Below are 24,302 nucleotides of genomic sequence, written 5' to 3'. Positions count from 1 at the left end.
CTAGATTTTATCAAATTAGCGCTCATTTCACAATTATAGTTAATTCAGCCTGTGTGTTTTTAGCTGCTTAGTAAAGTTTAAAGTGGCAGTGCCGTGCTTCGTTTAACACACGTCATGGTCACATTAGAATGAACCTCTTGTACATATTCTAAGCTAAGCAAGTTATCGCGTACAAAGTGCTCATAACCTTCTATGCCTTGAGAAATAATACGCAACATAAAGTCCATAGTCCCAGCCATGGTGTAACATTCAGTCACTTCATCATAGCTAAGTATTAATTTTTCAAACTCAGCTAAATTCTTTTTACCATGGTTTGATAAACGTACATGGGCGTAAACCAACATATCAAAGCCCAGCTTTTTTTCATCAAGCAATGCGACTTTACTTTTGATGTAGCCATCTTGTTCTAATTTAGCAATACGACGCCAACAAGGAGACTGAGAAAGTCCGACTTTGTCTGCAATCTCAGCAGTTGATAAACTTGCATCTTGTTGTAAAAGTGCCAATATTTGGCGATCTACGTGATTTAGAGACATTTTATTTCTTATTTATCTAATAAATTGGTTAAATTATACAGCCTTTTTAAAAAGCAGTCTGCTTATTTTTAACAAATATGCACATCAACCAAACTGGCCACTTACAAATGGGTTAGTAGCCTGTTCATGAGCAACATGGGTGTTGTCACCATGGCCACTTAAAATTGCAGTGTTCGGTGGTAATGTCATGATATGTTGCATTATAGAGTCGATTAGCTGCTTGCTGTCGCCTTTAGGAAAGTCGGTACGCCCTATTGAACCTTTGAAAATAACATCCCCGACGATAACCGTATTGTGTGCTTGTTGATAAAACACAACATGCCCTGGCGTATGCCCTGGGCAATGAAGTACTTTAAATTCAAGCTGCCCAACCTTGATACTATCACCATGGGCTAACCATTCATCAGGATAGAAGGAGTTGATCGGTTTAAAGCCAAACATAGTGGCTTGCATCGGTAAATTGTCGAACCAAAAACGTTCATCCTCATGAGGCCCAATCATCTTTACCTTGTGTTGCTCGCGTAAATTATGCGCAGCGCCTACATGATCTAAATGCCCATGGGTTAACCAAATCGCTGCTAATGATAAATTATGCTGCTTAAGTGATGCATTAATTTTTTCAGCATCACCGCCAGGGTCGACCACGACAGCTTGCTGGGTTTGTTCACATACTATAATGCGGCAATTTTGCATAAACGGGGTTACGGGAATAGTGATTATTTTCATCTTATATTTCTTTATCTTTTTGTGCTGGAATAACTATATTCTCTTCGTATGACATTAAAACTGGGTATTTCAAATAAGCTTGATCATAAAATGGGCTATGCTCATATAACCAATTTAAACGTGCTTCAGCGTTCTTAGCAAAGTCTTTATCCTGGTTTACTTTTTTATCAAATTCTTGGGCTAATTTGGGGTCATCAGCAAGCATTTTTTCAGCAAACGGTATCAAAGCATAATTTTCCATATATTCAGTGCGCTGAAAAATAGTATTAAACTCTCCCCAAGCAAAAAATGAATCTGGTGCTTCAGGATGTAGCAAGTGGACAGCTAACTCTCCTGCCTTTTGCTGCGTACTCACTTCAAACCAACCATCTAAATCCACATTTGTAGCTGGTACATAATCAAAACTAGCCGACACTCTAAAACGCCCTTCAAATGGCGCTTTATCAAAACTATATTGCGCTACTTTTGCCATTTTTAATGGCTGAGTGTTGGCACCACTGAGCTTATTAACTGACACCCCATGCAGGGCTAATTTCTCAATAATATCGGTGTAAACAGGTGGAATAAAAAATGATTTTGGTACTTCAACCGTGTGCTGCACCTCTTTTTGCCAAAAAATAGGCAGCTTGTCATAATCCTGTTTTTTACCCAAATAGCTTACTTCTTGTTGATTTGACAATGGGCTCAAGCTTTTAGAATAAGCAATACCTTTAAACGCGATATGATCAGGCTGCTCAGAATAACCACGCTTAACAATTAATTGCTTAGGAACAAATTCTTGTTCTTTTTTTACTGCATTAGCGAGTTTATCTTTATGCGCTGATAATGCTTCAATAGCACCATCTATAAACACATAAGTCCCTAACACGCGTTGTTTGTATGGCTTTAAAGAATGGTTTTCAACTAAAATGGTAGGCAATGACTTTAAATCACCCCACCCGTTTGAAAACCGCGGTGTGGCAACCCAACCTGCTAAACCTGATTTAAATTCTTGCTTATCCATAACAAACACTAAAGGGCCCGGAACATGGCCTTGCTCAGTGAGGGTTTGATCAATCATTGGTTTAAAATAACGGTTAAGCGCATCTGAAATGGCAGGCGACTCGCTAGCAAATACTGGGTTATAGCCATAGGTTACATCGTATTGGTAATCAGCCCCATCAGTCACGTGTACGTCAATATACAAATTCGGATTATAATCATTAATTACTTGAAGGACGCTTTTAACCTCTGGTGTATCAAGCTTAGTGTAATCACGATTTAAATTAAGATTATTTGCGTTTGTTCTAAAACCCATTTTGACAGGGCCACGCTGATTAATACGATTAAACGCACTACTACGCTCGTGACCATCAACGTTTAATATTGGGATAAATAAAATGTTTACCTTTTTTAATATATCGCGTCGTTTACCCGTAGCAATGTCTCTAAGCAGCATAAACATCGCATCTTTACCATCAATCTCACCAGCGTGAATACCAGCCTGAATAAGCACGGTTGGTTTGGTGCTATTGGCCATTTGCCCCGCATCAAAAAAACCTTGCTCACTAGCAATCAACATTTTTATTGCTCGTTTACTATTACTATAGCCAATCGTTTTTGATTTAAATTGAGTGGGATTCGCAGCCACTAATCTATCAACAAATGCCATGGTATTAGCATAATTGGGAGACGAGACTCCTGCAGAAATTTCAAAGTCTGTGGTTAAGGGTCCCTGTTGTTGCAATAGTGAGGTACTACTACCTTCCCATGGTAATAATGGCGGTAAATGATCGCTATTTACCATACTTGCAGATAAAACCAATAAACTTATAAACATATACTTCTCTAACAAACCCATTAATTAAGAAAAATTATAGCAATTAAACTTTTCTAGTTGCCAAAACTGCGGTGGTTCAACAAAAAAATACAGCCAACGGCATTTTTAGTTGCAGCCCAGCCACGCTATCAACATCTACTGAATAAAAAGGGCTAATTAGTACCTAAAAAACGAACACACAACGGCAATAAATAAAGGAAAAAGCCTACAAGCGCATAAAAAAGATAATAAATTACAGGCACAAAAAAAGGAGCCATGGGCTCCTTTTCATTACTTATACAAAAACTTAAGCTGCCGCTAGGCCTTCTTTTGCTTTTGCTACAAGCGCTGCGAATGCAACTTGGTCGTAAACAGCGATATCTGCAAGGATCTTACGATCGATTTCTACAGATGTCTTTTTAAGACCATTGATAAAACGGCTGTAAGACAGACCATTTTGACGTGAAGCAGCATTGATACGTGCAATCCATAGTTGACGGAAAGTACGTTTCTTAGCACGGCGGTCACGGTAAGCGTATTGACCCGCTTTAGTAACAGCCTGGAAAGCTACGCGGTAAACACGTGAACGTGCTCCGTAGTAACCTTTCGCTTGTTTTAAAACTTTTTTGTGACGTGCACGTGCGACAACGCCGCGTTTAACTCTTGCCATTTCTAAAAACCCCTATTAAGCGAATGGTAACATACGTGAAACTAGACCATGGTCATTTTTATGAACCATCATCTTAGGACGTAGGTGTAACTTACGCTTAGAAGTTTTCTTAGTCAGAATGTGACGAAGATGCGCTTGTTTACGCTTGAAACCGCCAGAAGCAGTCTTTTTGAAACGCTTAGCTGCGCCTCTGTGACTTTTTAGCTTGTAAGCCATTGCAATAACTCCAATTGTATTGCTTTAAATTTAGTAAGAAGGCGTGAGATATATTGCTATAGCTCCACTTTAAAGGCCTAACTTACTGCTATGTTCCGGTGAAAACCCGATATAAATACCGCAGTTTTACTTTAAAACCGGTTAACTCAGGTGGACATTTTCAAATCACTTGCAAACCTGAGCTAAATTCGGTGCGTATTATCGCCTAATTATTACTTTTTAGCAACCGGTGCCATCATCATAACCATTTGACGACCTTCAACACGATTTGGGAAAGACTCAACAACTGCTAACTCTTCTAAATCGGTTTTAATACGGTTTAATAATTCGATACCAATTTCTTGGTGAGCCATTTCACGACCACGGAAGCGGATAGTTATCTTAGCTTTATCGCCAGCTTCTAAGAACTTACGTAAGTTGCGCAGCTTAACCTGATAATCGCCTTCATCCGTTCCCGGACGGAATTTGATTTCTTTAATCTGGATTTGCTTTTGCTTCTTCTTCTGCTCTTTTAGTTCTTTGCTTTTTTCAAAGATGAACTTACCGTAGTCCATAACCTTACAAACAGGCGGCTCAGCGTTTGGACTGATCTCTACAAGATCAACACCCGCTGCATCAGCCATAGCTTGCGCGTCTTTTAATGACTGAATTCCAGCTTGTTCGCCGTCGATGTCGATTAAACGAACTTCTAGCGCTGTAATTTCTTCGTTAATACGATTTTTTTGAGCTGTTTGTTGCCCTTTCTTGCCGCCTCTAATGGTACGTTCCTCCAAGAATATCAATAATATAAGCGTGTAGTTGGCCGTTTGTGATTGCCCTACACGCTCGATTTTTACTGTCGATTTTTGATTTCTTCACTGATTTTAGCGATAAAATCATCGACATTAAATTTGCCTAGGTCTTCACCTGTGCGAGTTCGTACTGCTACTTCTTGTTGTTCAACTTCTTTATCGCCAACAACCAGTAAGTAAGGAATACGCTTAAGTGTATGTTCTCGGATTTTAAAGCCAATCTTCTCATTTCTCAAGTCAGCAGCGGCTCTAATTCCAAGTTTATTTAATTTTTGTACAATTTCCTGCACATAAGGTGCTTGTTTATCGGTGATATTCATAATCACCACTTGCTTAGGCGCAAGCCACGTTGGGAATAAACCAGCGTACTCTTCTGTTAAGATACCGATAAAGCGCTCAATAGACCCTAAAATAGCGCGGTGTATCATAACAGGTGTGCGACGTTCGTTATTTTCAGCTACATAAGTAGCGCCCAAACGACCCGGTAATGCAAAATCTAGTTGCACTGTACCACACTGCCACGCTCTGTCTAAGCAATCGTACAAAGTAAATTCAATTTTAGGGCCATAAAACGCCCCTTCACCTGGTAAATAATCAAATTCAATGTCATTTGCTTTAAGTGCGTCAGCAAGTGCAAGCTCTGCTTTGTCCCACATTTCATCTTCGCCAATACGTTGCTCTGGGCGAGTTGAAAGTTTAACAACAATTTTTTCGAAACCAAATGTTTCATAGGTATCGTAAACCATTTTAATACAGGCCGATACTTCATCCATGATTTGCTCTTCTGTACAAAATACATGCGCATCATCTTGGGTAAAGCCGCGTACACGCATTAAGCCATGAAGCGCGCCTGATGGTTCATTACGGTGACAACAACCAAACTCTGCCATACGCAGTGGTAAGTCACGGTACGATTTTAAACCTTGGTTGAAAATTTGTACGTGGCCTGGGCAATTCATTGGCTTGATTGCGTATTCACGCTTTTCAGATTCCGTGGTAAACATGGCTTCTGAATACTTTTCCCAATGCCCTGATTTTTCCCACAGAGAGCGATCCATCATCATTGGACCTTTCACTTCTTCGTATTGGTACTCACGTAATTTTTCACGCACAAAGTCTTCTAGCTCGCGGTAAATGCTCCAACCATCGTTGTGCCAAAATACCATACCTGGCGCTTCTTCTTGCCAGTGCCATAAATCGAGTGCTTTACCGATACGACGGTGATCGCGCTTCTCAGCCTCTTCTAAACGCTTTAAATACGCTTTAAGTTGCTTTTTATCGCCCCATGCTGTGCCGTAAATACGCTGTAGCATTTTGTTTTCAGAATCACCGCGCCAGTATGCGCCGGCCACTTTCATAATTTTGAAGTTTTGACAAAACTTCATGTTTGGCACATGAGGACCACGACACATATCGATGTATTCTTCGTGATGATATAAACCTGGACGGTCATCTTGTGCGATATTTTCGTCTAGTATTTCAATTTTGTATGTTTCGCCCCGCGCTGCAAAAGTGTCGCGCGCTTCTTGCCAGCTAACGGTTTTTTTCACTACGTCGTAGTTTGTTTTTGCAAGCTGTAGCATACGTTTTTCAATGGCATCAAGATCATCTTGAGATAACGAATGTTCCATATCAATATCGTAGTAAAAACCGTTATCAATTGTTGGACCAATCGCCATTTTTGCATCAGGAAAAAGTTGTTTAACAGCATGACCAATTAAGTGCGCACACGAGTGGCGAATAATCTCTAGGCCATCGTCGTCTTTTGCGGTAATGATCTCAAGACGAGAATCGTCACTAATTAAATCACACGCATCTACGCGTTCGCCATTAACACGACCCGCAATGGTGGCTTTAGCAAGACCAGGGCCTATATCGTTTGCTACATCAAGAGTGCTTACAGGGTTTTCAAAACTACGCTGACTACCGTCAGGAAGAGTAATAACTGGCATTATAAATCCTTACATACAGTGGTGACACCTACAATGTATCACGTGTATTTTTAATTAATTAAATGAGAATGACTCGACAACGCTTTTACGAATAAGCATTGACTATTTTTCGCCAAAAATGGCTAATGTAGATGCTGAGTCTGCTCAACTACAAGAGAGTTATTGTCGCGTGCTGCAGCATTAATTACAAGTTTTAAGCTATTAAAAACCACCCTATTTTACCATAAAAGTGCAATTAATAACGTTTAATAAGAGTCTGTTGGCTTTCTGTATTAGGATTTGTTCAATCTAGGGGCGATTTAGTTAAAGCCCGGGAGCTATCACCTGGCGCTAAGTAAAAAATTGAGCAACGCTCAAACCTATTTAAAGTAAACAAACCATAGCGCTGTCTTAGCTAAAAAAAGGAGGGCTGCACATTTAGCCGCAAAGATAAACAGACCTTGTTACATCAAAATGATGAATGGACGTTAAGCGCTAACAAAAACACCACTGTAAGTGCTTAAACTCGCATTTTAATGCGTGTTGCGTATAATAACGGGTAATTAAGTTATAGTAGAGATTAGCAATGAGAACATGTGGTGTAGAAATTACCGGTAGTGATGTACTACTTTGTATTTTAAGTAAAGATAATGACGTTTTTGATATTCGTGATGTGCGCCAAACACGCTTTACCTTAGGTAACGGTAACGACACTGAAGTAATGCGTAAGTTTCAGTTTGATTTTGCCAAGTTAATGCAAGATTACCAAATTGATTCGGTTGCCATTCGCGAACGCCAACCTAAAGGTAAGTTTGCTGGCAGCGCTAAAGGATTCAAAATGGAAACCGCTATTCAGTTAATCGATAATCTCGATGTACGCGTGTTTTCAACCACCGAAATAAAAGAACAAGTAAAACGTAATCCGATACCTATCGCGTTTGAAGACACCGGTCTTAAAAAGTATCAAGAAAATGCATTTGTTAATGCTTACGTTTACATTATGAAAAAAACGTATCGCAGCGACGAAATGTAAATTAATTACATCCTTATCAAAACGCGTATTCGCTAGAGAGTACGCGTTTTTTTGTCTTTAAATTCTACATAGAAACAGTAATACCAATTCGCTTAACTAAGTGATCTAATTTGAGGGAGGAAAATCGTGTCGATATCAAAGCAAAAATTTCGTTAGTTAGTTGTTCTCAATGAGAAATTTTTAACACAGCTAGCGTCTGATTTGCCCCCTCAAAATGATTTAGTATTATTGCCGATTGGTATAATACATTAGTCTAACCCTCTTCCTTTTGTCGACAATTCGTGTTTATTTAAACAGCAGGCCTCTCAAAAATAAAAACATGGAGTATGTCATGAAAGCGACACAAAAAGTGATAAAAGAAGTAGAGCAAATAAACACTATACCGCTATCAAGCAGCTATTTTAAAGGAATTCAGAGCACACCATTAGTAGAACAAACCATAGGCGATTACTTTGACGCCATTGTCGACAATAACCCAGACGCTCTGGCCGTAGTCGTTGCCCATCAAAATATACGTTTAAGCTATAAGCAATTTCAACAGCAGATTAATCAACTTGCTATGGGGTTACTGGCTTTAGGGGTAAAACCTGGTGAACGGGTCGGTATTTGGTCACCGAACAATATACAGTGGTGCTTAACACAATTTGCCACCGCTAAAATAGGTGCCATTATGGTATGCATTAACCCAGCTTACCGCCCTAGTGAACTGCAATATGCACTAAACAGTGTGGAATGCTCTACGCTTATAACCGCCACTGAATTTAAAGGCAGCCACTATATTAATATGCTGAAAAGTTTAGCTCCTGAGCTTAGCGGTTGTAACAAAGGTGAGTTAACCGCAGTCAAATTACCCACTTTAAAAAATGTAATTTGTATTGGTGATGAACCCGTCGATGGGATGTTTTCCTTTAATGAGGTTATGAGCATGCCCACCGATGCACATAAATTAGAACTGCAAGTGGTGGCCAAAACCCTCGATTGCAATCAAGATATCAATATTCAATTTACCTCTGGCACCACCGGAAACCCTAAAGGGGCTACGTTGACGCATAAAAATATATTGAATAATGCGCTTTTAGTCGCACAAGCTATGCACTTTACTGAGCGCGATAAGCTCTGTATTCCTGTTCCGCTATATCACTGCTTTGGCATGGTATTAGGCAGTTTATTGTGTGTCAGTAAAGGGGCCGCTGCAATTTATCCAAGTGATTCTTTTGATCCAAAAACTACATTAGAGGTGGTACAACAAGAAAAATGCACCGGCCTTCATGGTGTACCCACTATGTTTATAAGCGAGTTAGAGCTTAATAACTTTAACGAGTATGACTTAAGTACACTGCGAACAGGTGTTATGGCAGGCTCAACTTGTCCTGAACAGGTGATGCGTAAAGTACAAACACTCATGAATATGAATCAGGTGGTAATTGCCTATGGGCAAACAGAATGCAGCCCAATTAATAACATTACCGAAACCGACTCTTCTATTGAGCGTCAAGTCACTACGGTTGGCCGAGCACTTGCACACACCGAAGTAAAAATTATTGATGAGGTTGGTGACATTCAAAAAATCGGGCAGCCTGGTGAAGTATGTAGCCGTGGTGCGGGCATTATGCGTTGCTACTGGAATGATGAAGAGAAAACCAAAGCAACCATTGACAGTGAAGGCTGGCTGCACTCGGGCGATTTAGGGGTAATGGACAGTGAGGGCTTTGTCAGCATTGTTGGCAGAATTAAAGACATGATTATTCGTGGTGGTGAAAACATTTATCCGCGTGAAATTGAAGAAGTGCTTTACACCTATCCGGGTATACAAGACGCCGCTATTTTTGGCATTAGTGATGAAAAATTTGGCGAAGAAGTCTGTGCTTGGATCCAACCTAAAGAAGGTGAAGTACTAGATGAGCATGCAATTCGATTATTTTTAAAGGACAAACTCGCCTACTTTAAACAACCTAAATACATTCGCTTTGTTGAGAATTACCCGATGACGGTAACCGGCAAATTGCAAAAATTTAAAATGCGTGAACAAATGCAAGAAGAGCTCGCCGAATCTGCATTTTCGTAAACCGATTCAATGCGAAGCACTATCAGCTTAGTGCTTTGCATTGTCTTACTCAATTTCAGGTTGTTTAGGGTCAACAAAATCGGTAATACTGATATTTCGTCCTGCATTTTTAGCTTTATAAACCCCTACATCAGCTGTTGCTAACAATGATTTTATTGAAGGCCTATATGTCGTGTATTGATCAATTGCAATACCGGCAGAGACAGTAATACGGTTAAAAGGTGAATATTGGTGTGCAATGGGGTCGTCTGCGAAGCACTTAGGTAAGTCACTTAACCAATCTAGCTCATTCGCTTGCAATGTTTTTACCAATATGAATTCTTCACCACCAAAACGCACCACAATATCAGCGTCACAATGCTTTAATCGGTTTGCTACTGCTATTAGTACGTTATCTCCCTCTAAGTGGCCGTAGTTATCGTTATATTTTTTAAAATAGTCGATATCAATCATGGCTAACCCTAAATATTGTGATGGCGCTAACTTGTTAATTAATGCTTTACAGCGCCGATCAAAACTATGCCGATTATGCATACCTGTTAACTGATCGGTGTTAGCTTTTTCCGTTTCAAATAACTCCGCTTTATATTGCTTTCTTAATAAGGTATCTAGTTGATATTGCACAATAGCCAATACAATCACCATGCTAAAATAAAAATAAAGTGTCCATACAATCGAAGTAGAAGAAAAAAGCTCAATAAATATCAAGGCAATGCCGATTATTGACCATAAAACCAGTTTATGTCCTAAGTGCAGCATCGGTATGGCTATAAATGCAGCCGCTACAAGCATAGGCCCTCCCTCTTTCAACTCACCGTAACGCTGAACATATACCCAGAAGAAATAACTAAATAAAAAACAAAATAAAACCGCATAAATAAAAAAGCGCGAATGTAAGTACTCTGAACTTAGTGTTTTATTTATAATAATCAGAACTATCGATAGCAATACCATAACTACACGTAAAATTGTTATGGTTGAATTAGCAGGCTCTTGTTGATTAAACCAAGCCATAAAAATAAAAGACAATAAAAAAAGTGTTACAAGGTAGAGTGATGCATCAGCAAGGCGCATTGAGCTTTTATTAAGTTGATTTTGGAAGTCGTGCTCTGTCGCACTTGAAAAATAAAAAATTGCGGGAATAAGTCGCACCTGCACTCTCCTTAATAAGCTCACTGATCCTTATCCACACTATAGTTTATTGTTATTAATTAGCGAGTTAAATTTACCTTATTAAATAATATTATATATTATTTTTGCTATATCCTGAACAATTCTTATTCAGGATATAACGAATAAAAGTAGAGAGTTAATTAAATAGCAGAGGCGCTACTATACAACGCCTTGTTCAATCATTGCATCGGCTACACGTCTAAAACCGGCGATGTTAGCGCCTAATAATAGATTACCGGGCTGATCAAATTCTTTTGCGGTATCGCTTGCTGTTGTGAAAATATCTTTCATTATTTGCTTGAGCTTTTCATCAACTTCTTCAAACGTCCAGCTTTGCATACTGGCATTTTGCGCCATTTCTAGTTGGCTGGTTGCCACGCCACCGGCATTAGCCGCTTTACCCGGGCCATAAGCTATTTTTGCTTCAATGAAGCAATCAATCGCTTCTTTGGTTGAGGGCATATTGGCACCTTCACATACTAATTTACAGCCATTATCAAGTAGCGCTTTTGCATCAGCTTGAGTTAACTCGTTTTGCGTGGCACAAGGAAACGCAGCATCCGCACTGTAGCGCCATACCGTATGACCATCTTGAGGATATTCGTCACGCGGTGTGTAATTAGCTTGAGGGTGAGTGTCTAAGTAGTCACTTAAACACCCTCTTGATTGCTCTTTGAGCTGTTTTATCAGCTTTAAATCAATACCATTCTCATCGTATAAAGTGCCTTTAGAGTCACTACAGGTAATTGGCGTTGCATTAAGTTGATATAACTTTTCCATGGCATAGATAGCCACATTACCAGAGCCTGAAATTAAACAGCGCTTACCCGATAAGCTATCGTTACGCTCTTCAAGCATATTATTAGCAAAATAGGCAGCGCCATAGCCAGTGGCCTCTTTACGGGCAAGCGATCCACCCCAAAGTAAACTCTTACCCGTTAGCACCCCTTCATAACGCCCTGTTAAGCGTTTGTATTGACCAAACATATAGCCAATCTCTCTGGCACCTACGCCAATATCGCCAGCAGGTACATCGGTAGTCGGGCCAATATGGCGGTATAGCTCGTTCATAAAGGATTGGCAAAAACGCATAATTTCGGCATCAGAGCGTCCTTTAGGATCAAAGTTCGCACCGCCTTTTCCTCCACCAATAGGCAAACCTGTTAGTGCATTTTTAAAAATTTGTTCAAAGCCTAAAAACTTTATAATGCTGGCATTTACACTCGGGTGAAAACGTAAGCCGCCTTTGTAAGGCCCTAACGCCGAATTAAATTCAATACGGTAGCCTTTATTCACTTGAATATTGCCCTCATCGTCAACCCAAGGCACACGAAACATTAGTTGACGCTCTGGCTCTACCATTCTTTGAATAATTGCTTGTTGTTGGTAATGACTTGTTTGCGCAAATACAGGTTCAAGTGAGTCAAGCACTTCTTCCACTGCTTGATAAAACTCACATTGCGCAGGGCTCGTTTGTTTTAACTGCGCAATGGTTGTGTGTATATAATTCATATTTATTCTTCCATGTAGGTATTTTTTAATTCGAAATAGGAGAAATGATCAATGCTATTGTTAGTGAAGAAATTAATTATCCGATCATTATTTTCACACTTTAACATCATAGATAAACTGGATGCACGTGTTTGATGTTGAATTAAATTGTTGTTTCTTTTATATAAAAACTCATTAAAAAAGAATTTATATGCTAAAAACACCCATTTGAATGAATAACACGTTAAAAGTATTAAAAAAATAGTAAAACAAAATACGACTCTACATTTTTACGAGAGCGACAAAATAAACTGCTTTATGAGACTGAAGTTGTAGAAGGATAGACTGATAATTGAGTAAATGTGGAGAGGTCAAAATGGAGGTTGTATTCAACCTCCATAAAATGCATTAAGCTTTTTCGCCATCTGGGCGAAAAGTACGCTGTACACCAGTTAAAAATAAACGCAATATTTGATCGTTACACACACGGTAATGCTTGTTTTCAACTTTACGTGAAAATGCGCTTAGCTCATGTTTACTTAAATCAAAATCAACCAACGCCAAGGTCGCGATCACGTCTTCTGCTTTCATATTTAAAGCAATACGTAGCTTCATAAAAATAATATTGTTGTTCAATTTACTTTCAGGCTCTGGCTGCTCACCTTCACGCTTGCCGCGCTTGGTGTTTATAAAGCCATTTAAAAATACCGCAAATTCAGTGTCACTTATTGGGGTATACCCAGGCTCGCCCTCTTTAGTTAACCATGCAATCACCTGCTCAGTGCTTACGCTCTGCGCTGCTGCGGCGAAAACATCAACCATAGCTGAATCAGTTAAATCAAAGGTGTAGCGAATACGGCGTAAAATATTGTTATTTGTCAAAGTAAATCCCAAGGTAAATAAGCGCTCAGCAAACAAAAGCTGTTTAGTAGCGGTGCAGTTTATCAGAGTTACACTAAGCACCCTATTAAATACTGTGTTTAATTACCCAATACCTTTGCCGGATCTACGCGTGTTGCTTGCCATGCTGGATATAGCGTCGCCAATATCGCAAGCACAAAGGTGGCTATAACGGTCAACACAATATCTTGCCAAACTAATTTACTGGGCAAAAATTCGATAAAGTACACACCTTCTAGCGGGTTTTCACCCAGTAACAAGCTCAGCCAAGTAAATAGCTCACTAATATTAACTGCTAAAATCACGCCAACAATTGAGCCTAAAAGTACACCCACAAATGCTTGGGTTAAGCCTTGCATGACAAAAGTAGCCAATATGGTACTGTCTTTGGCACCCATGGTTTTTAAAATAGCAATATTGCCTTCTTTTTCACGCACTTCCATTACCAGTGAAGACACAATATTGAAACTCGCCACCGCGATAATTAAAAACACCACAATATAAACAATCGTGCGCACCATTTGAATATCTTGATACAAGCTACCTTGCGTTCTAAGCCAACTCGAAATATACACATAATCGGTAATAGTCTGGCCAACACGAAGCGCTATTTGATGCGCCGAAAACACATCATCAACACGCAAGCGTAACCCTGTTACTTGGCTTTGATCATAGCCTAAGGTTTGTTGTGCTTTGTTAAGATGAATAAAAGCAGCGCTGCTGTCGATTGGTCCGCCCATTTCTATAATGCCCGCAAGCGTGAGGGTAACACGTTTTGGGGCGAGTAATGACTGGCCTTTTTCACTAATTTGCGGGATTAACAAGGTCACATTATCACCTAATGCGATATTAAGTTGCTTAACAATTTGCTTGCCTAAAATAACATCATCACCTGTTAACTGGCTGACTAATTTACCTTGTGTAAATTGGTTAATGGCTGACACATCACCTTCCAACGAAGGCTCAACACCTCGGATCTCAACCGCTTTTAATTGGCTTTTAAATTGCGCCATACCATTAACGGCAATAAATGGGGCTGCGCCTGTTACGTGTGGTTGCTGTTTTAACTTTTCGACTTTAGTGGGCCAATCGGCAATTGGCCTACTTGGGGCAACATATTCAACTTGCGGCACTACACTTAATAAACGATGCACTAATTGCTGCTCAAACCCATTAATCACCGATAACGCCACAATTAACACGGCAACACCAAGTAAAATACCAATAGTGGATGCTTTGGCTATAAAACTTACGAAGGCATTTTTTTCATCTTTATGGCCTGAATAGGCTCTAAAGCGTTTACTAATAAAGGCACTAAGCAACATGGCTAGACTCTTTTATTGATAGTTTACCATCATCTAAGTACGCTATTTTACCCAGCTTATCTGCCAGTTCTAAATCATGAGTCACTACCACAAAGCTGGTGTTTAAACTTTTATTTAACTCATTAATTAAATCGTAAATTTTAATCGCATTTTGCTTATCTAAATTACCCGTTGGCTCATCAGCAAGCACCAGCGCAGGCTCTGTCACTAAAGCGCGAGCAATGGCAACACGCTGACGCTCACCACCAGAAAGAGCCGAAGGCTTGTGGCTACTTCTGTGTGCAAGGCCTACTTTATCTAGCATGTTAAGTGCTTTTTTATTGGCTTCTTTTGCGCTCAACCCTTTTATGAGTAATGGCATGGCAACGTTTTCAACCGCACTAAATTCCATTAATAAATGGTGGAACTGATAAATAAACCCTAAGTTTTTATTTCTGAAAGCCGCTTGCTGCGAGCGAGATAACTTAGCAACGTCTTGGTTTTTTATTTTTGCACTACCCGCACTGGCCGTGTCTAAGGTGCCTAAAATATGTAACAAGGTGCTTTTACCTGAACCTGAGCTGCCTACAATTGCCAGCATTTCACCTTGCGTTAGGGCTAAATAAACGCCTTTTAATACCTCAACCTGATTTTGCCCGTCTTGGTACACTTTACTTATTTTTTCACAACTAATTACTAAATCATTCATAACGTAATACCTCTGCTGGGTTTACTTTAGCGGCTTGGCGCGCTGGATATAAAGTCGCTAAAAAGCTCATTGCTAAGCTTAAAACGGCAATAACACTTAAACTAACCACATCAAATTTGACGGGGAGTGAAATTCCCGATAGTAAATTTAAACCAACCAAAGCCAGCAGTTCATTTATATATAAACTTAATAAAAGACCTAAAAAAGCACCCACGGCCGTGCCAATTACTCCGTTATAGAGCCCTTGTACCATAAATACGGTTTGCACTTGGCTTGGTGTGAGTCCTAATGTTTGCAAAATTGCTACTTCGCTTTGTTTTTCACTGACCATCATGGTCAGTGCCGATACAATATTAAATACCGCCACCAGCACAATTAAGCCAAGGAGCATAGACATGATGCGTTTTTCCATCGCAACGGCGGCAAATAAAGTGCCTTGACTGCTTCTCCAGTCGGTGAGTTTAAAGTCATTGAGTATGTGTTGGCTGTCTTGCATAAATTGGTCAAGTGCAAACGGCTCATGCAGTGACACGCTTAAATTAGGTACCGTATTGTTGCTAAGTTTTAAAACCCGTTGTAGTGATACGCCACTGGTAAATGCCAGTCCCATGTCTATTTCGGAGCCAGTTTCATAGATAGCAGCAATTTTAAATAAACGTTGGCTTGGCATGCGCCCAAGCGGGGTGTACGTAGATGCGTTAGGCATAATTACACGTAACTTATCACCTAAGCCAACGCCAAGTTTGCGGCTTAAATAACGACTTATTGCAATATTATAATTATTATTTAGTACGCTTTGCCAATTGCCTTGCACTATTTTGTCGGTGATTTTATACAGCGAGCCGTTATTGTCGTAAAGCCCTTGTAATAACACCCCGTGAAGATCTTTATTGGTTTGCAATATGGCTTCTCCGTGGCGGTACAAACTAACATGATCAACATACGGTGATTGCTCAAGCGCAGATTTTAACGAATTCATTTGCGCTTTGGAGTGTTCTTTGGCTTGCACTTCAACGTGTGGAATAAGCCCCAACATATTTGATTTTAAACTACTCTCAAAGCCGTTCATTACACTGCTGACCGTAAAAAGCGCCATTAAACCAATCGCTATACCTGCAATAGAAAAAAACGAAATGAACGAAATAAACGCATTGCCTTTAGAGGAGCGGCTATATCTAAGTCCGATAAATAGGCTAACAGGTTGAAACATATTAATTAAAACATTAATGCCAAAAGTGTGGCGTTATAGTAGCACGAACTCAGCGCAATTGAATATCACCATAAATGTAAGAAATAATTTATAAATCTGATACTTGGCTATATTTTAAACAAGCCAGTAAACCCTGCTAAACTTTCAGCCCTGTTACTAAGTAATCAAGTAATACCCGCACATTAGTAGCCACAAATTGCCGTGGCGGATATAGACCCCACACGCCCTCTTGTTGTGGTTGGTATGCAGTTAGTATAGGCACTAACTGACCGGATTTAATTTCATTTTCAATATAGTAATCAGGCAACTGAACAATACCCAAACCTTTTTTAGCGCCGTCAACCAGTGCCCAGCCGCTATTACAATGCAATCGCCCTGCTACCTTAATATGTTTATCACGATTATTTTCATTTACTCGCCAATAACTACTATTGCCAATTAAACATTGATGATTATTAAGCTCCCCCAAAGTGTGAGGCTCACCAAAACGCGCTAAATATGCAGGTGAAGCACACATAATAAATCGTCGCGAGCTCAAGCGCCGCGCTTTTAAGCTTGAATCTTTTAAATGGCCTAGTCGAATGGCTAAATCAAAGCCCCCCTCTAATAAGTTTTCTTGCTCGTTAGAGAGCGTTGCGATTACTTCTACCTCTGGGTGATCATGCATAAATGAATGTACAATGGGCATAATAAAACTTTCACCATACATAACCGGTGCTGTTAATTTAATTTTACCTTTAGGTGAGGTTTGTACCGATGCTAATCCTTGAGTGGCCTCGTCCATTGCGTGCTGTAAATGTTTAACTTGGTGTAAAAACTGCTCGCCCTCTTTGGTTAAAACAACCTTGCGAGTAGTACGTGTTAATAATTGCGTATTTAACCGTTGTTCTAGCTTTGTAACATGGCGGCTAATATGAGCAACCGATAAACCTAACGTCTGTGCAGCTTGGGTAAAACTTCCCTCTTCGCCAACAGCAATAAACTCATCAATACCTTCCCAACGCATAATTATTACCATACTGTAAAAGTGTTTTATTAAATTGAAGATTATCATTGTCTGAGAAACAAATACAATAACCTCATCACCCAAACAGTATGGGTCTACAATTCATATTCAAACCACTACAAAGGATATACACATGTCTGAATTTATAAAATCAAAAGCAGCGATTGCCTGGGGCCCTAATCAGCCTTTAAGCGTTGAAGAAGTTGATGTGATGATGCCTAAAAAAGGCGAAGTAATGGTAAAAATCACTGCCACTGGTGTGTGCCATACAGACGCTTTTACTTTATCAGGTGAAGATCCTGAAGGTATTTTCCCCGCTATTTTAGGTCATGAAGGCGCGGGTGTGGTTTATGCTGTGGGCGAAGGTGTTTCAAGTGTAGAAGTTGGCGATCACGTTATTCCTTTATACACCGCAGAATGTGGTGAATGTAAAATGTGTACTTCAGGTAAAACAAACTTGTGTTCAGCAGTGCGCGAAACACAAGGTAAAGGCTTAATGCCAGATGGCACCACTCGCTTTTTCAAAGATGGCGAGCCTATTTACCACTATATGGGTACATCTACATTTTCTGAATACACAGTATTGCCAGAAATCTCATTGGCTAAAGTAAACAAAGAAGCGTCGTTAGAAGAAATTTGTTTATTAGGCTGTGGTGTTACTACCGGTATGGGCGCTGTAACAAATACGGCTAAAGTAAAAGCGGGCGATACGGTGGCTATTTTTGGTTTAGGCGGTATTGGTTTATCTGCCATTATTGGCGCTAAAATGGCTGGTGCAAGCCGTATTATTGGTATTGATATTAATACCTCTAAATTTGACTTGGCGACCAAACTAGGTGCTACCGACTTAATTAATCCAAAAGACTTTGACAAGCCAATTCAAGAAGTCATTGTTGAGATGACCGATGGCGGTGTTGATTACTCATTTGAATGTATTGGTAATGTTGATGTAATGCGCTCTGCGCTTGAGTGTTGTCATAAGGGTTGGGGAGAGTCTGTGATTATTGGTGTAGCTGGTGCTGGCCAAGAAATTTCAACTCGCCCGTTCCAACTTGTTACTGGCCGTGTATGGCGTGGTAGCGCATTTGGTGGTGTTAAAGGCCGCTCACAACTTCCTGAAATTGTAGAGCGTTACATGGCGGGTGAATTTGCGCTAAACGACTTTATCACTCATACCATGAGCCTAGAAGAAATTAACGATGCCTTTGATTTAATGCATGAAGGTAAAAGTATTCGTACTGTAATTCATTACTAATACGCTCATTTCACTTAATTACCATCACAAGCCGTTGCTATTAAGTAACGGCTTTTAAGGATTGTTATGTTAGAAAATATTTCAACAGCGAAAGTGGCTGGCGGATGGCATAAGCAATACAGCCATAGCGCTTCAAGCACTCGTTGCACTATGCGTTTTGCAGTTTTTTTACCGCCAGGCGCCAGTGAAACCAATAAGGTGCCGGTACTGTACTGGTTATCAGGTTTAACCTGTACCGATGAAAACTTTATGCAAAAAGCAGGCGCATTTAAAAAAGCAGCGGAGCTGGGTATCGCCATTGTAGCGCCAGATACGAGCCCACGTGGTGATAACGTGCCAAACGAAGACAGCTATGATTTTGCACAAGGTGCTGGGTTTTACCTTAATGCCACAAAAGCGCCCTACAACACCCATTTTAATATGTATGATTACGTTGTTAATGAGTTACCGGCACTAATTGAGCAACACTTTCCTGTTACAGATAAAAAAGCAATTAGTGGTCATTCAATGGGCGGGCACGGCGCATTGATGATTGCACTTAAAAACCCACAATCGTACACCAGCGCTTCGGCATTTAGTCCTATTGTTAATCCTATGGCGTGTCCGTGGGGTGTAAAAGCATTTACAGGCTACTTAGGCGACGACAAAACAACGTGGGCACACTACGATACTTGCGAATTAATGCAACAAGCCGATCAAGCTAACTATTTACCTATGCTGGTAAGCCAAGGTGATGCTGATAACTTTTTAGAAGAGCAGCTTAAGCCGCAAAATTTGGTCGATATCGCTAATAAAAAAGCGTATCCGCTGCAGCTCGAAATGCACGCTGGCTACGATCATAGTTACTTTTTTATTAGTAGCTTTATAGACCAACACTTATTATTTCATCATCAGTTTTTATCGGCTTAGGTTCATTACTGTGTAGAGTAGATTTATCTACTTCTACACATTCTTTTAAGACTTTAGGGTCTGTTGACCTTTGCGGATTAAAATTTGTTCAAACTAGGGGCGGTTTAATCGCGGCGCGAGGTTTGTAACCTAGTGGGCTAAGTAAAAACCGAGTAACAAAGAGTAAATCGCCCCTAGGCAGAACCCTTCGGGCAGCGCCTGATTAGCATTTATTCTGCGTTATCGCCTATTTATGGGGAATAACCACACCACATAGGCTCTGCCTTGCCTAAATACCAAACAGACTGCTGTAAATTTAACCTTGAAAGGTCAACAGACCCTAGTAACCTGCCTACATTTTTTAATCACACCGTTATCTTCTTTTATAAATTCAATTATGGCTTTATCAGTTTCGTAACCAAGTTTGCTAAAACTAAAACTATCTTTATCCTTTACAAAACTATTAGTGCTATTGATGTTTAACTTGGATCTCGCCGTTTCATCCAAAAATATACCCATTACTGTGCAACCACTTAATACATTTGAAAAGATAATAATTAATAAAATGCGCATGTAAACTCTCGTTGCAAATAAGCCAAATTATATACGACTTAAAAAGGGAGTGTTGTAAAAATATGTAAGCCCCACAATTTTACATAATAGAGTTTGCTTGTGTGGTACGCAGCTGAAATTCATTGCTGGGTAAAAACGCACTTTATTGTGTAAATATTGCTAACGCCACTCATCCCCCTCGATAAAACAAAGGTAACACAATGATTTTATTTAAATTAATACCTTGGTTCAATTTTTGCTGCTTATTTAAAATTTATCCGTGGAAATAGCAATGGAAATTGATCTACAGTGGAGAGACATTATTGATAACTTGATTCATCTTGGCATGGCGTATTTACTTGCCCTGCCAATGGCATATGATAGAGAGCATAGCCATAATGGTGCAGGTCTAAGAACGTTTCCTTTAGTTGCCGTCGCATCATGTGGTTATGCACTGATTGCTATGTCAGTTTTGGAGGGCGCAGAGGCGCAATCTAAAATGTTACAAGGTATTATTACAGGTATTGGTTTTATTGGTGGCGGCGCTATTTTAAAAAATAACCAGTCTACATCTGGAACAGCAACAGCTGCGAGTATTTGGAATATGGGTTTAATTGGTATCGCTATTGCGTACAGCCGCTATGAAATAGCTATTTTGTTGGCAGTAATAAACTTCATAACGCTTAGGTATGTTAAAAAATTTAAATAATGAAAATTATAATTAATTGCTTAGCGCTGATGCGATCACCCTGTTAAATTCAATCTTCAAACTCGCCTTTTGATATAATATAACATATAATCAAGTTCATTTTTTTCATTCTTGTTAATTATATTTATGTCATTATCTTTATCGCAAAGTCGCTTGCATCATATTGATCTATTACGCGGCATTATCATCATATTTATGGTGATAGATCACGGCATGTATTATTGTCTAAATTATTCAGTAACTGATCCCATGACCATACCCGGAACAGATGCGCTTACTTTTTTCACACGCTTTATATCGCATTTCTGTGCGCCATTATTTGTATTTTTAGCAGGCCTCTCTGCCGCTATTACAGAGCATAAATACACGTGTACTCGTCAGTTTGCTAACGCTTTAATAGTTCGAGGCTTAGTGCTTATTTTATTTGAGTTTACAATTGTGTCATGGTCATGGAGTTTTAATCCTCTTTTCCCGATGTTATATGCTCAAGTAATTTGGGCGATTGGCTGGGGCTTTGTGGTGCTTGGCTTGCTTCGCTTAACAGGTATATACCCTGTATTTATAGCTGGCTTATTACTGGTATTTGGTCATAACTTACTTGATGGCATTACCTTTGAAACTAATACAATAGCGCATACACTGTGGTCTATCGTTCATCAAAAAAATGTATTAGCACTGCCGTTTGGTTTTTCTATTAGAACGACCTACCCCGTTGCGCCTATTGTTGGACTCATGTGTTTGGCTTATTGTGCAGGTGTATATTATAAATCTCAGCATTATAGTAAAAAAGTGATGAATTACGCGTTTATTATGGGTATGAGCTGCCTAGCACTATATTCAATACTACGCGGCTTTAATTTATACGGTGATATGTCACAGTTTTCTACACATACAGATCCACTGCTGACTATTATGTCGTTTTTAAATCCGACTAAATATCCGTTGTCGTTACAATTTATGTTACTTACTGTAGGGCTTGGTTTAATTGCGTTAAAACTGTTGAGCCACTTAAAGGCTAGTTTTTCGCAAAATTTTCTGCAAGTACTAGGTAAAACCAGCATGTTTTCCTACCTCACTCACTTGTATTTGCTACATGCTATCAGTTGGCTTTTAATACCTGCTCTTGGTTTTAACTTTAGTGATATGACCTATGGTGAAACCCTTGTTGGCTTACCATCTGGGTATGGTATGAGTTATATTGCGACCATGGCGATGATAGCTGTAGTGGTTGTGCTTACCGCCTTACTCGCTAAGCGCTACTTAAACTGGAAATATCGTAATAAAAACAGCCTGATTGCTAAATATATTTAGTAATCGCCCCCACAATATATTGTGGGGGAAATACTCGATAAAATGTTTCGTCACTTTATCAGATAGATTAATTTAATTTTTTGAGTGCTTTTTTTAATGCATCATAATCGACATTTATAAATGATAACGCTTTGGTTCGCTCTTGTTGTTAATTGAACTCTGAATTACTCCAGACCCTAACGAAATCTACTAGCATGTTAGCCTCAAAATCATCACTGATATTCTTTTCATTACCATCCCAACCACCTACTTGTAACGATAAAATAATATAAGAAGGTAAACTTCCAACTCGGTCGTCATAGTGCTCCCAGACTTTTTCACCATCTATATACATACCGACATAACCAGGCTGCCAATGCATGCCATATATATGGAAACCATCTGAGGAATAATTATGATAAAGCTCGCCGGAATTTACTGACTTATGTTGGCTACCGTAACCATCCCAATGCAGAGCTGAGATACTGATGTCTTCCCCCCAGATACCTAAACTCTCCATAATATCAAACTCCATTCCCTGATCGAATGTAGGTGAGGTATCTCCCCAAGTGTCTTTAATTAAAAGAAATGGTTCTTGACCATAATTAGTATCTGCATAATTACCTCCACGCACAAAAGCATCTTCAGTCGGGAATAAACTTTCTTCATTTACAATTAAAGCGGGCCTATCAGAAATATTATTCGCTTCACTGCTAAAAATTTTTATAAGCTGGCTACGCATATAATTGTCAATCAATGCAAAGCTCGCCTCTTTACCAGAACTTTTTTGCTCTCTTATATAACTGGTAACATCCACTTCAATTATGTTTCCCGTAACCTCTCCATAGCTATGACTAAACCATAAGGGATCGACCTGCGGTTTAGTATTCCAAGTTACAGTATCTTGGGACCAATCTGCGGAAAGTGTTTTATGCACAGCTATGCTGCTTTGAGTGTTTGCTTCAGAGATCTTAAATCTTAATAATGCAGAAGAAATAGTAGTAGATACATCATCAAGATTAAATTTTAATAATGACTGCCTCCTATAAGTATCGTTACCATAAATGCCTTTGTCAGGTAGTAACCAAAATGCAGGCCAAGCACCATGTACTGAGTCATACTTAATTTTGGCTTCAAAGTAACCATATTTTTGTCTAAATTTACGAAAAGTACTTACCTCAGCGGCTTTATAAAAGTAACGTTTAGTTCCTTGATTTAATGTGTTTTTTTCTGCTTCAAACCGTAACATTTCATTTTCAATGCGAATAGTTTCTCGCCCAGCATTACCTGCGATACCACTCATTCCTAGATATTGCTTTCCAACATGCCAATTATTAGGGTTTAATAAAGTTGAATTAAAATTATCTTCAAAAGTCAGCTCCCAATTACCAGCTAATGGCGGAGAAATGTTATTATCTGGCTCTCCCTCAACAAAGGAAACCGAGTCCATGTAAAATCTACCTGTTCCAAGAGGGCCTTGAATACCAATAGCCAGGACTTTCTCATTTTCATCAAGATTAAAGCCATTGAGATTGATTCTAATCGTGTGCCATGTATCGTCTGAAAAATTATTATGGCCAGGCAAACCATCCAATGTCCAAAATTCGTTATTGGTTTCATCAAGATTTATTTTTAATGAATCGTTACCGCGACGAAACATTAAAGTGCCCTTATTTCCTGATTTTCTGTATATTTTTGCCTCAAGTATTGAATTTTTAAAAGGAGGTACTTGAGCAATACGTAATCCTGATTGAGTCCAGTAGTGTGCCTGCATTAATATAGCTCTTTCGCCAGCAGCTACAGGCTCACCAATTTTAGTTAAAGTCGATTCACTAGATGAGGTTGACCACAATGAAGTACCATTACGTGGTTTGTCATCAAATAAAATAATAGACGCAAAACTAAGTTTAGACAGAAAGAGTAAAGTACATAAAGTGAGACTTTTTTGCCCTATAAGCCAGCGTTTTAATGGTATTAATTTCATCACTACTCCTAAAGTAATTAATAAAATTGAGTATTTAACCTATCTGAGCAAAAAATTATAGTAAC

General features: G+C 39.3%; 21 protein-coding genes. 6 read left to right on the top strand and 15 right to left on the bottom strand.

The window, feature by feature from the left end; genetic code table 11:
• Positions 1-77: 77 nt before the first annotated feature.
• The 7 genes from QL986_RS00250 to thrS form a co-directional block, all read right to left on the bottom strand.
• The gene (locus QL986_RS00250) at positions 78-536 is read right to left on the bottom strand and encodes an Lrp/AsnC family transcriptional regulator (RefSeq protein WP_008110469.1); all 459 of its coding nucleotides are present in this window, start codon (positions 534-536) and stop codon (positions 78-80) included.
• Positions 537-620: 84 nt separating this feature from the next.
• Positions 621-1,262: an MBL fold metallo-hydrolase gene (locus tag QL986_RS00245; RefSeq protein WP_024601034.1), complete on the bottom strand. Its 642-nt coding sequence runs from the start codon at positions 1,260-1,262 to the stop codon at positions 621-623.
• Position 1,263: 1 nt separating this feature from the next.
• Entirely contained in the window at positions 1,264-3,081 is a 1,818-nt protein-coding gene (locus QL986_RS00240) for a M14 family metallopeptidase (RefSeq protein ID WP_024601035.1), read from the bottom strand.
• 286 nt (positions 3,082-3,367) lie between these two features.
• A complete protein-coding gene (rplT, locus tag QL986_RS00235; RefSeq protein ID WP_008110477.1) occupies positions 3,368-3,730 on the bottom strand; it encodes a 50S ribosomal protein L20 in 363 nt (120 codons plus the stop codon).
• A 15-nt stretch (positions 3,731-3,745) separates the two neighbouring features.
• Entirely contained in the window at positions 3,746-3,946 is a 201-nt protein-coding gene (rpmI, locus tag QL986_RS00230) for a 50S ribosomal protein L35 (RefSeq protein ID WP_004587840.1), read from the bottom strand.
• Positions 3,947-4,158: 212 nt separating this feature from the next.
• Positions 4,159-4,719: a translation initiation factor IF-3 gene (gene infC, locus QL986_RS00225; protein ID WP_008110479.1), complete on the bottom strand. Its 561-nt coding sequence runs from the start codon at positions 4,717-4,719 to the stop codon at positions 4,159-4,161.
• A 59-nt stretch (positions 4,720-4,778) separates the two neighbouring features.
• A complete protein-coding gene (thrS, locus tag QL986_RS00220; RefSeq protein ID WP_024601037.1) occupies positions 4,779-6,689 on the bottom strand; it encodes a threonine--tRNA ligase in 1,911 nt (636 codons plus the stop codon).
• Positions 6,690-7,254: 565 nt separating this feature from the next.
• On the opposite strand from thrS, the gene QL986_RS00215 reads away from it, so the two are divergent.
• Complete coding sequence (locus QL986_RS00215; protein ID WP_008110482.1) at positions 7,255-7,701, top strand: DUF3010 family protein; 447 nt, start codon at positions 7,255-7,257, stop codon at positions 7,699-7,701.
• A 331-nt stretch (positions 7,702-8,032) separates the two neighbouring features.
• A complete protein-coding gene (locus QL986_RS00210; protein ID WP_290190965.1) occupies positions 8,033-9,766 on the top strand; it encodes an AMP-binding protein in 1,734 nt (577 codons plus the stop codon).
• 45 nt (positions 9,767-9,811) lie between these two features.
• On the opposite strand, the gene QL986_RS00205 is transcribed toward QL986_RS00210, so the two are convergent.
• The 7 genes from QL986_RS00205 to QL986_RS00175 all read right to left on the bottom strand — a co-directional run bounded on the left by QL986_RS00205 (position 9,812) and on the right by QL986_RS00175 (position 17,562).
• Positions 9,812-10,918 carry a diguanylate cyclase gene (locus QL986_RS00205; protein ID WP_024601039.1) on the bottom strand — a complete coding sequence of 369 codons (1,107 nt, stop codon included), beginning with the start codon at positions 10,916-10,918 and terminating at the stop codon, positions 9,812-9,814.
• 180 nt (positions 10,919-11,098) lie between these two features.
• Positions 11,099-12,451, bottom strand: coding sequence for an NADP-specific glutamate dehydrogenase (gdhA, locus tag QL986_RS00200; RefSeq protein WP_138687153.1), 1,353 nt, complete (start codon positions 12,449-12,451; stop codon positions 11,099-11,101).
• A 387-nt stretch (positions 12,452-12,838) separates the two neighbouring features.
• Complete coding sequence (locus QL986_RS00195; RefSeq protein WP_138687154.1) at positions 12,839-13,312, bottom strand: DUF1456 family protein; 474 nt, start codon at positions 13,310-13,312, stop codon at positions 12,839-12,841.
• Positions 13,313-13,410: 98 nt separating this feature from the next.
• A complete protein-coding gene (locus QL986_RS00190) occupies positions 13,411-14,655 on the bottom strand; it encodes a lipoprotein-releasing ABC transporter permease subunit (RefSeq protein ID WP_028835296.1) in 1,245 nt (414 codons plus the stop codon).
• A complete protein-coding gene (gene lolD, locus QL986_RS00185; protein WP_138687155.1) occupies positions 14,645-15,343 on the bottom strand; it encodes a lipoprotein-releasing ABC transporter ATP-binding protein LolD in 699 nt (232 codons plus the stop codon). Before lolD ends, QL986_RS00190 begins: the two co-directional genes overlap by 11 nt.
• Positions 15,336-16,553: a lipoprotein-releasing ABC transporter permease subunit gene (locus QL986_RS00180; protein ID WP_138687156.1), complete on the bottom strand. Its 1,218-nt coding sequence runs from the start codon at positions 16,551-16,553 to the stop codon at positions 15,336-15,338. Before QL986_RS00180 ends, lolD begins: the two co-directional genes overlap by 8 nt.
• Positions 16,554-16,689: 136 nt before the next feature.
• Positions 16,690-17,562, bottom strand: a complete 873-nt coding sequence (locus QL986_RS00175) for a LysR family transcriptional regulator (RefSeq protein ID WP_024601044.1) — start codon at positions 17,560-17,562, stop codon at positions 16,690-16,692.
• Between the two features lie 130 nt (positions 17,563-17,692).
• Between QL986_RS00175 and QL986_RS00170 the strand changes: the two genes are divergently transcribed.
• From QL986_RS00170 to QL986_RS00155, 4 genes are all read left to right on the top strand, one after another.
• Positions 17,693-18,814 (top strand): S-(hydroxymethyl)glutathione dehydrogenase/class III alcohol dehydrogenase, encoded by a 1,122-nt coding sequence (locus tag QL986_RS00170; protein ID WP_013464850.1) that lies wholly within the window; start codon positions 17,693-17,695, stop codon positions 18,812-18,814.
• A 66-nt stretch (positions 18,815-18,880) separates the two neighbouring features.
• Positions 18,881-19,723, top strand: a complete 843-nt coding sequence (gene fghA / locus QL986_RS00165) for an S-formylglutathione hydrolase (RefSeq protein WP_138687157.1) — start codon at positions 18,881-18,883, stop codon at positions 19,721-19,723.
• An 823-nt stretch (positions 19,724-20,546) separates the two neighbouring features.
• The gene (locus QL986_RS00160; RefSeq protein ID WP_013464847.1) at positions 20,547-20,963 is read left to right on the top strand and encodes an MgtC/SapB family protein; all 417 of its coding nucleotides are present in this window, start codon (positions 20,547-20,549) and stop codon (positions 20,961-20,963) included.
• A 126-nt stretch (positions 20,964-21,089) separates the two neighbouring features.
• Complete coding sequence (locus QL986_RS00155) at positions 21,090-22,274, top strand: acyltransferase family protein (RefSeq protein ID WP_024601047.1); 1,185 nt, start codon at positions 21,090-21,092, stop codon at positions 22,272-22,274.
• A gap of 148 nt (positions 22,275-22,422) precedes the next feature.
• Here QL986_RS00155 and QL986_RS00150 read toward each other — a convergent pair whose 3' ends face one another.
• A complete protein-coding gene (locus QL986_RS00150) occupies positions 22,423-24,237 on the bottom strand; it encodes a DNRLRE domain-containing protein (RefSeq protein WP_024601048.1) in 1,815 nt (604 codons plus the stop codon).
• Positions 24,238-24,302: the final 65 nt, after the last annotated feature.

Source organism: Pseudoalteromonas sp. APC 3250, from assembly GCF_030407915.1.
Taxonomy (GTDB): Bacteria; Pseudomonadota; Gammaproteobacteria; order Enterobacterales; family Alteromonadaceae; genus Pseudoalteromonas; species Pseudoalteromonas tetraodonis.
This window is presented reverse-complemented; position numbering and strand designations above follow the sequence as displayed.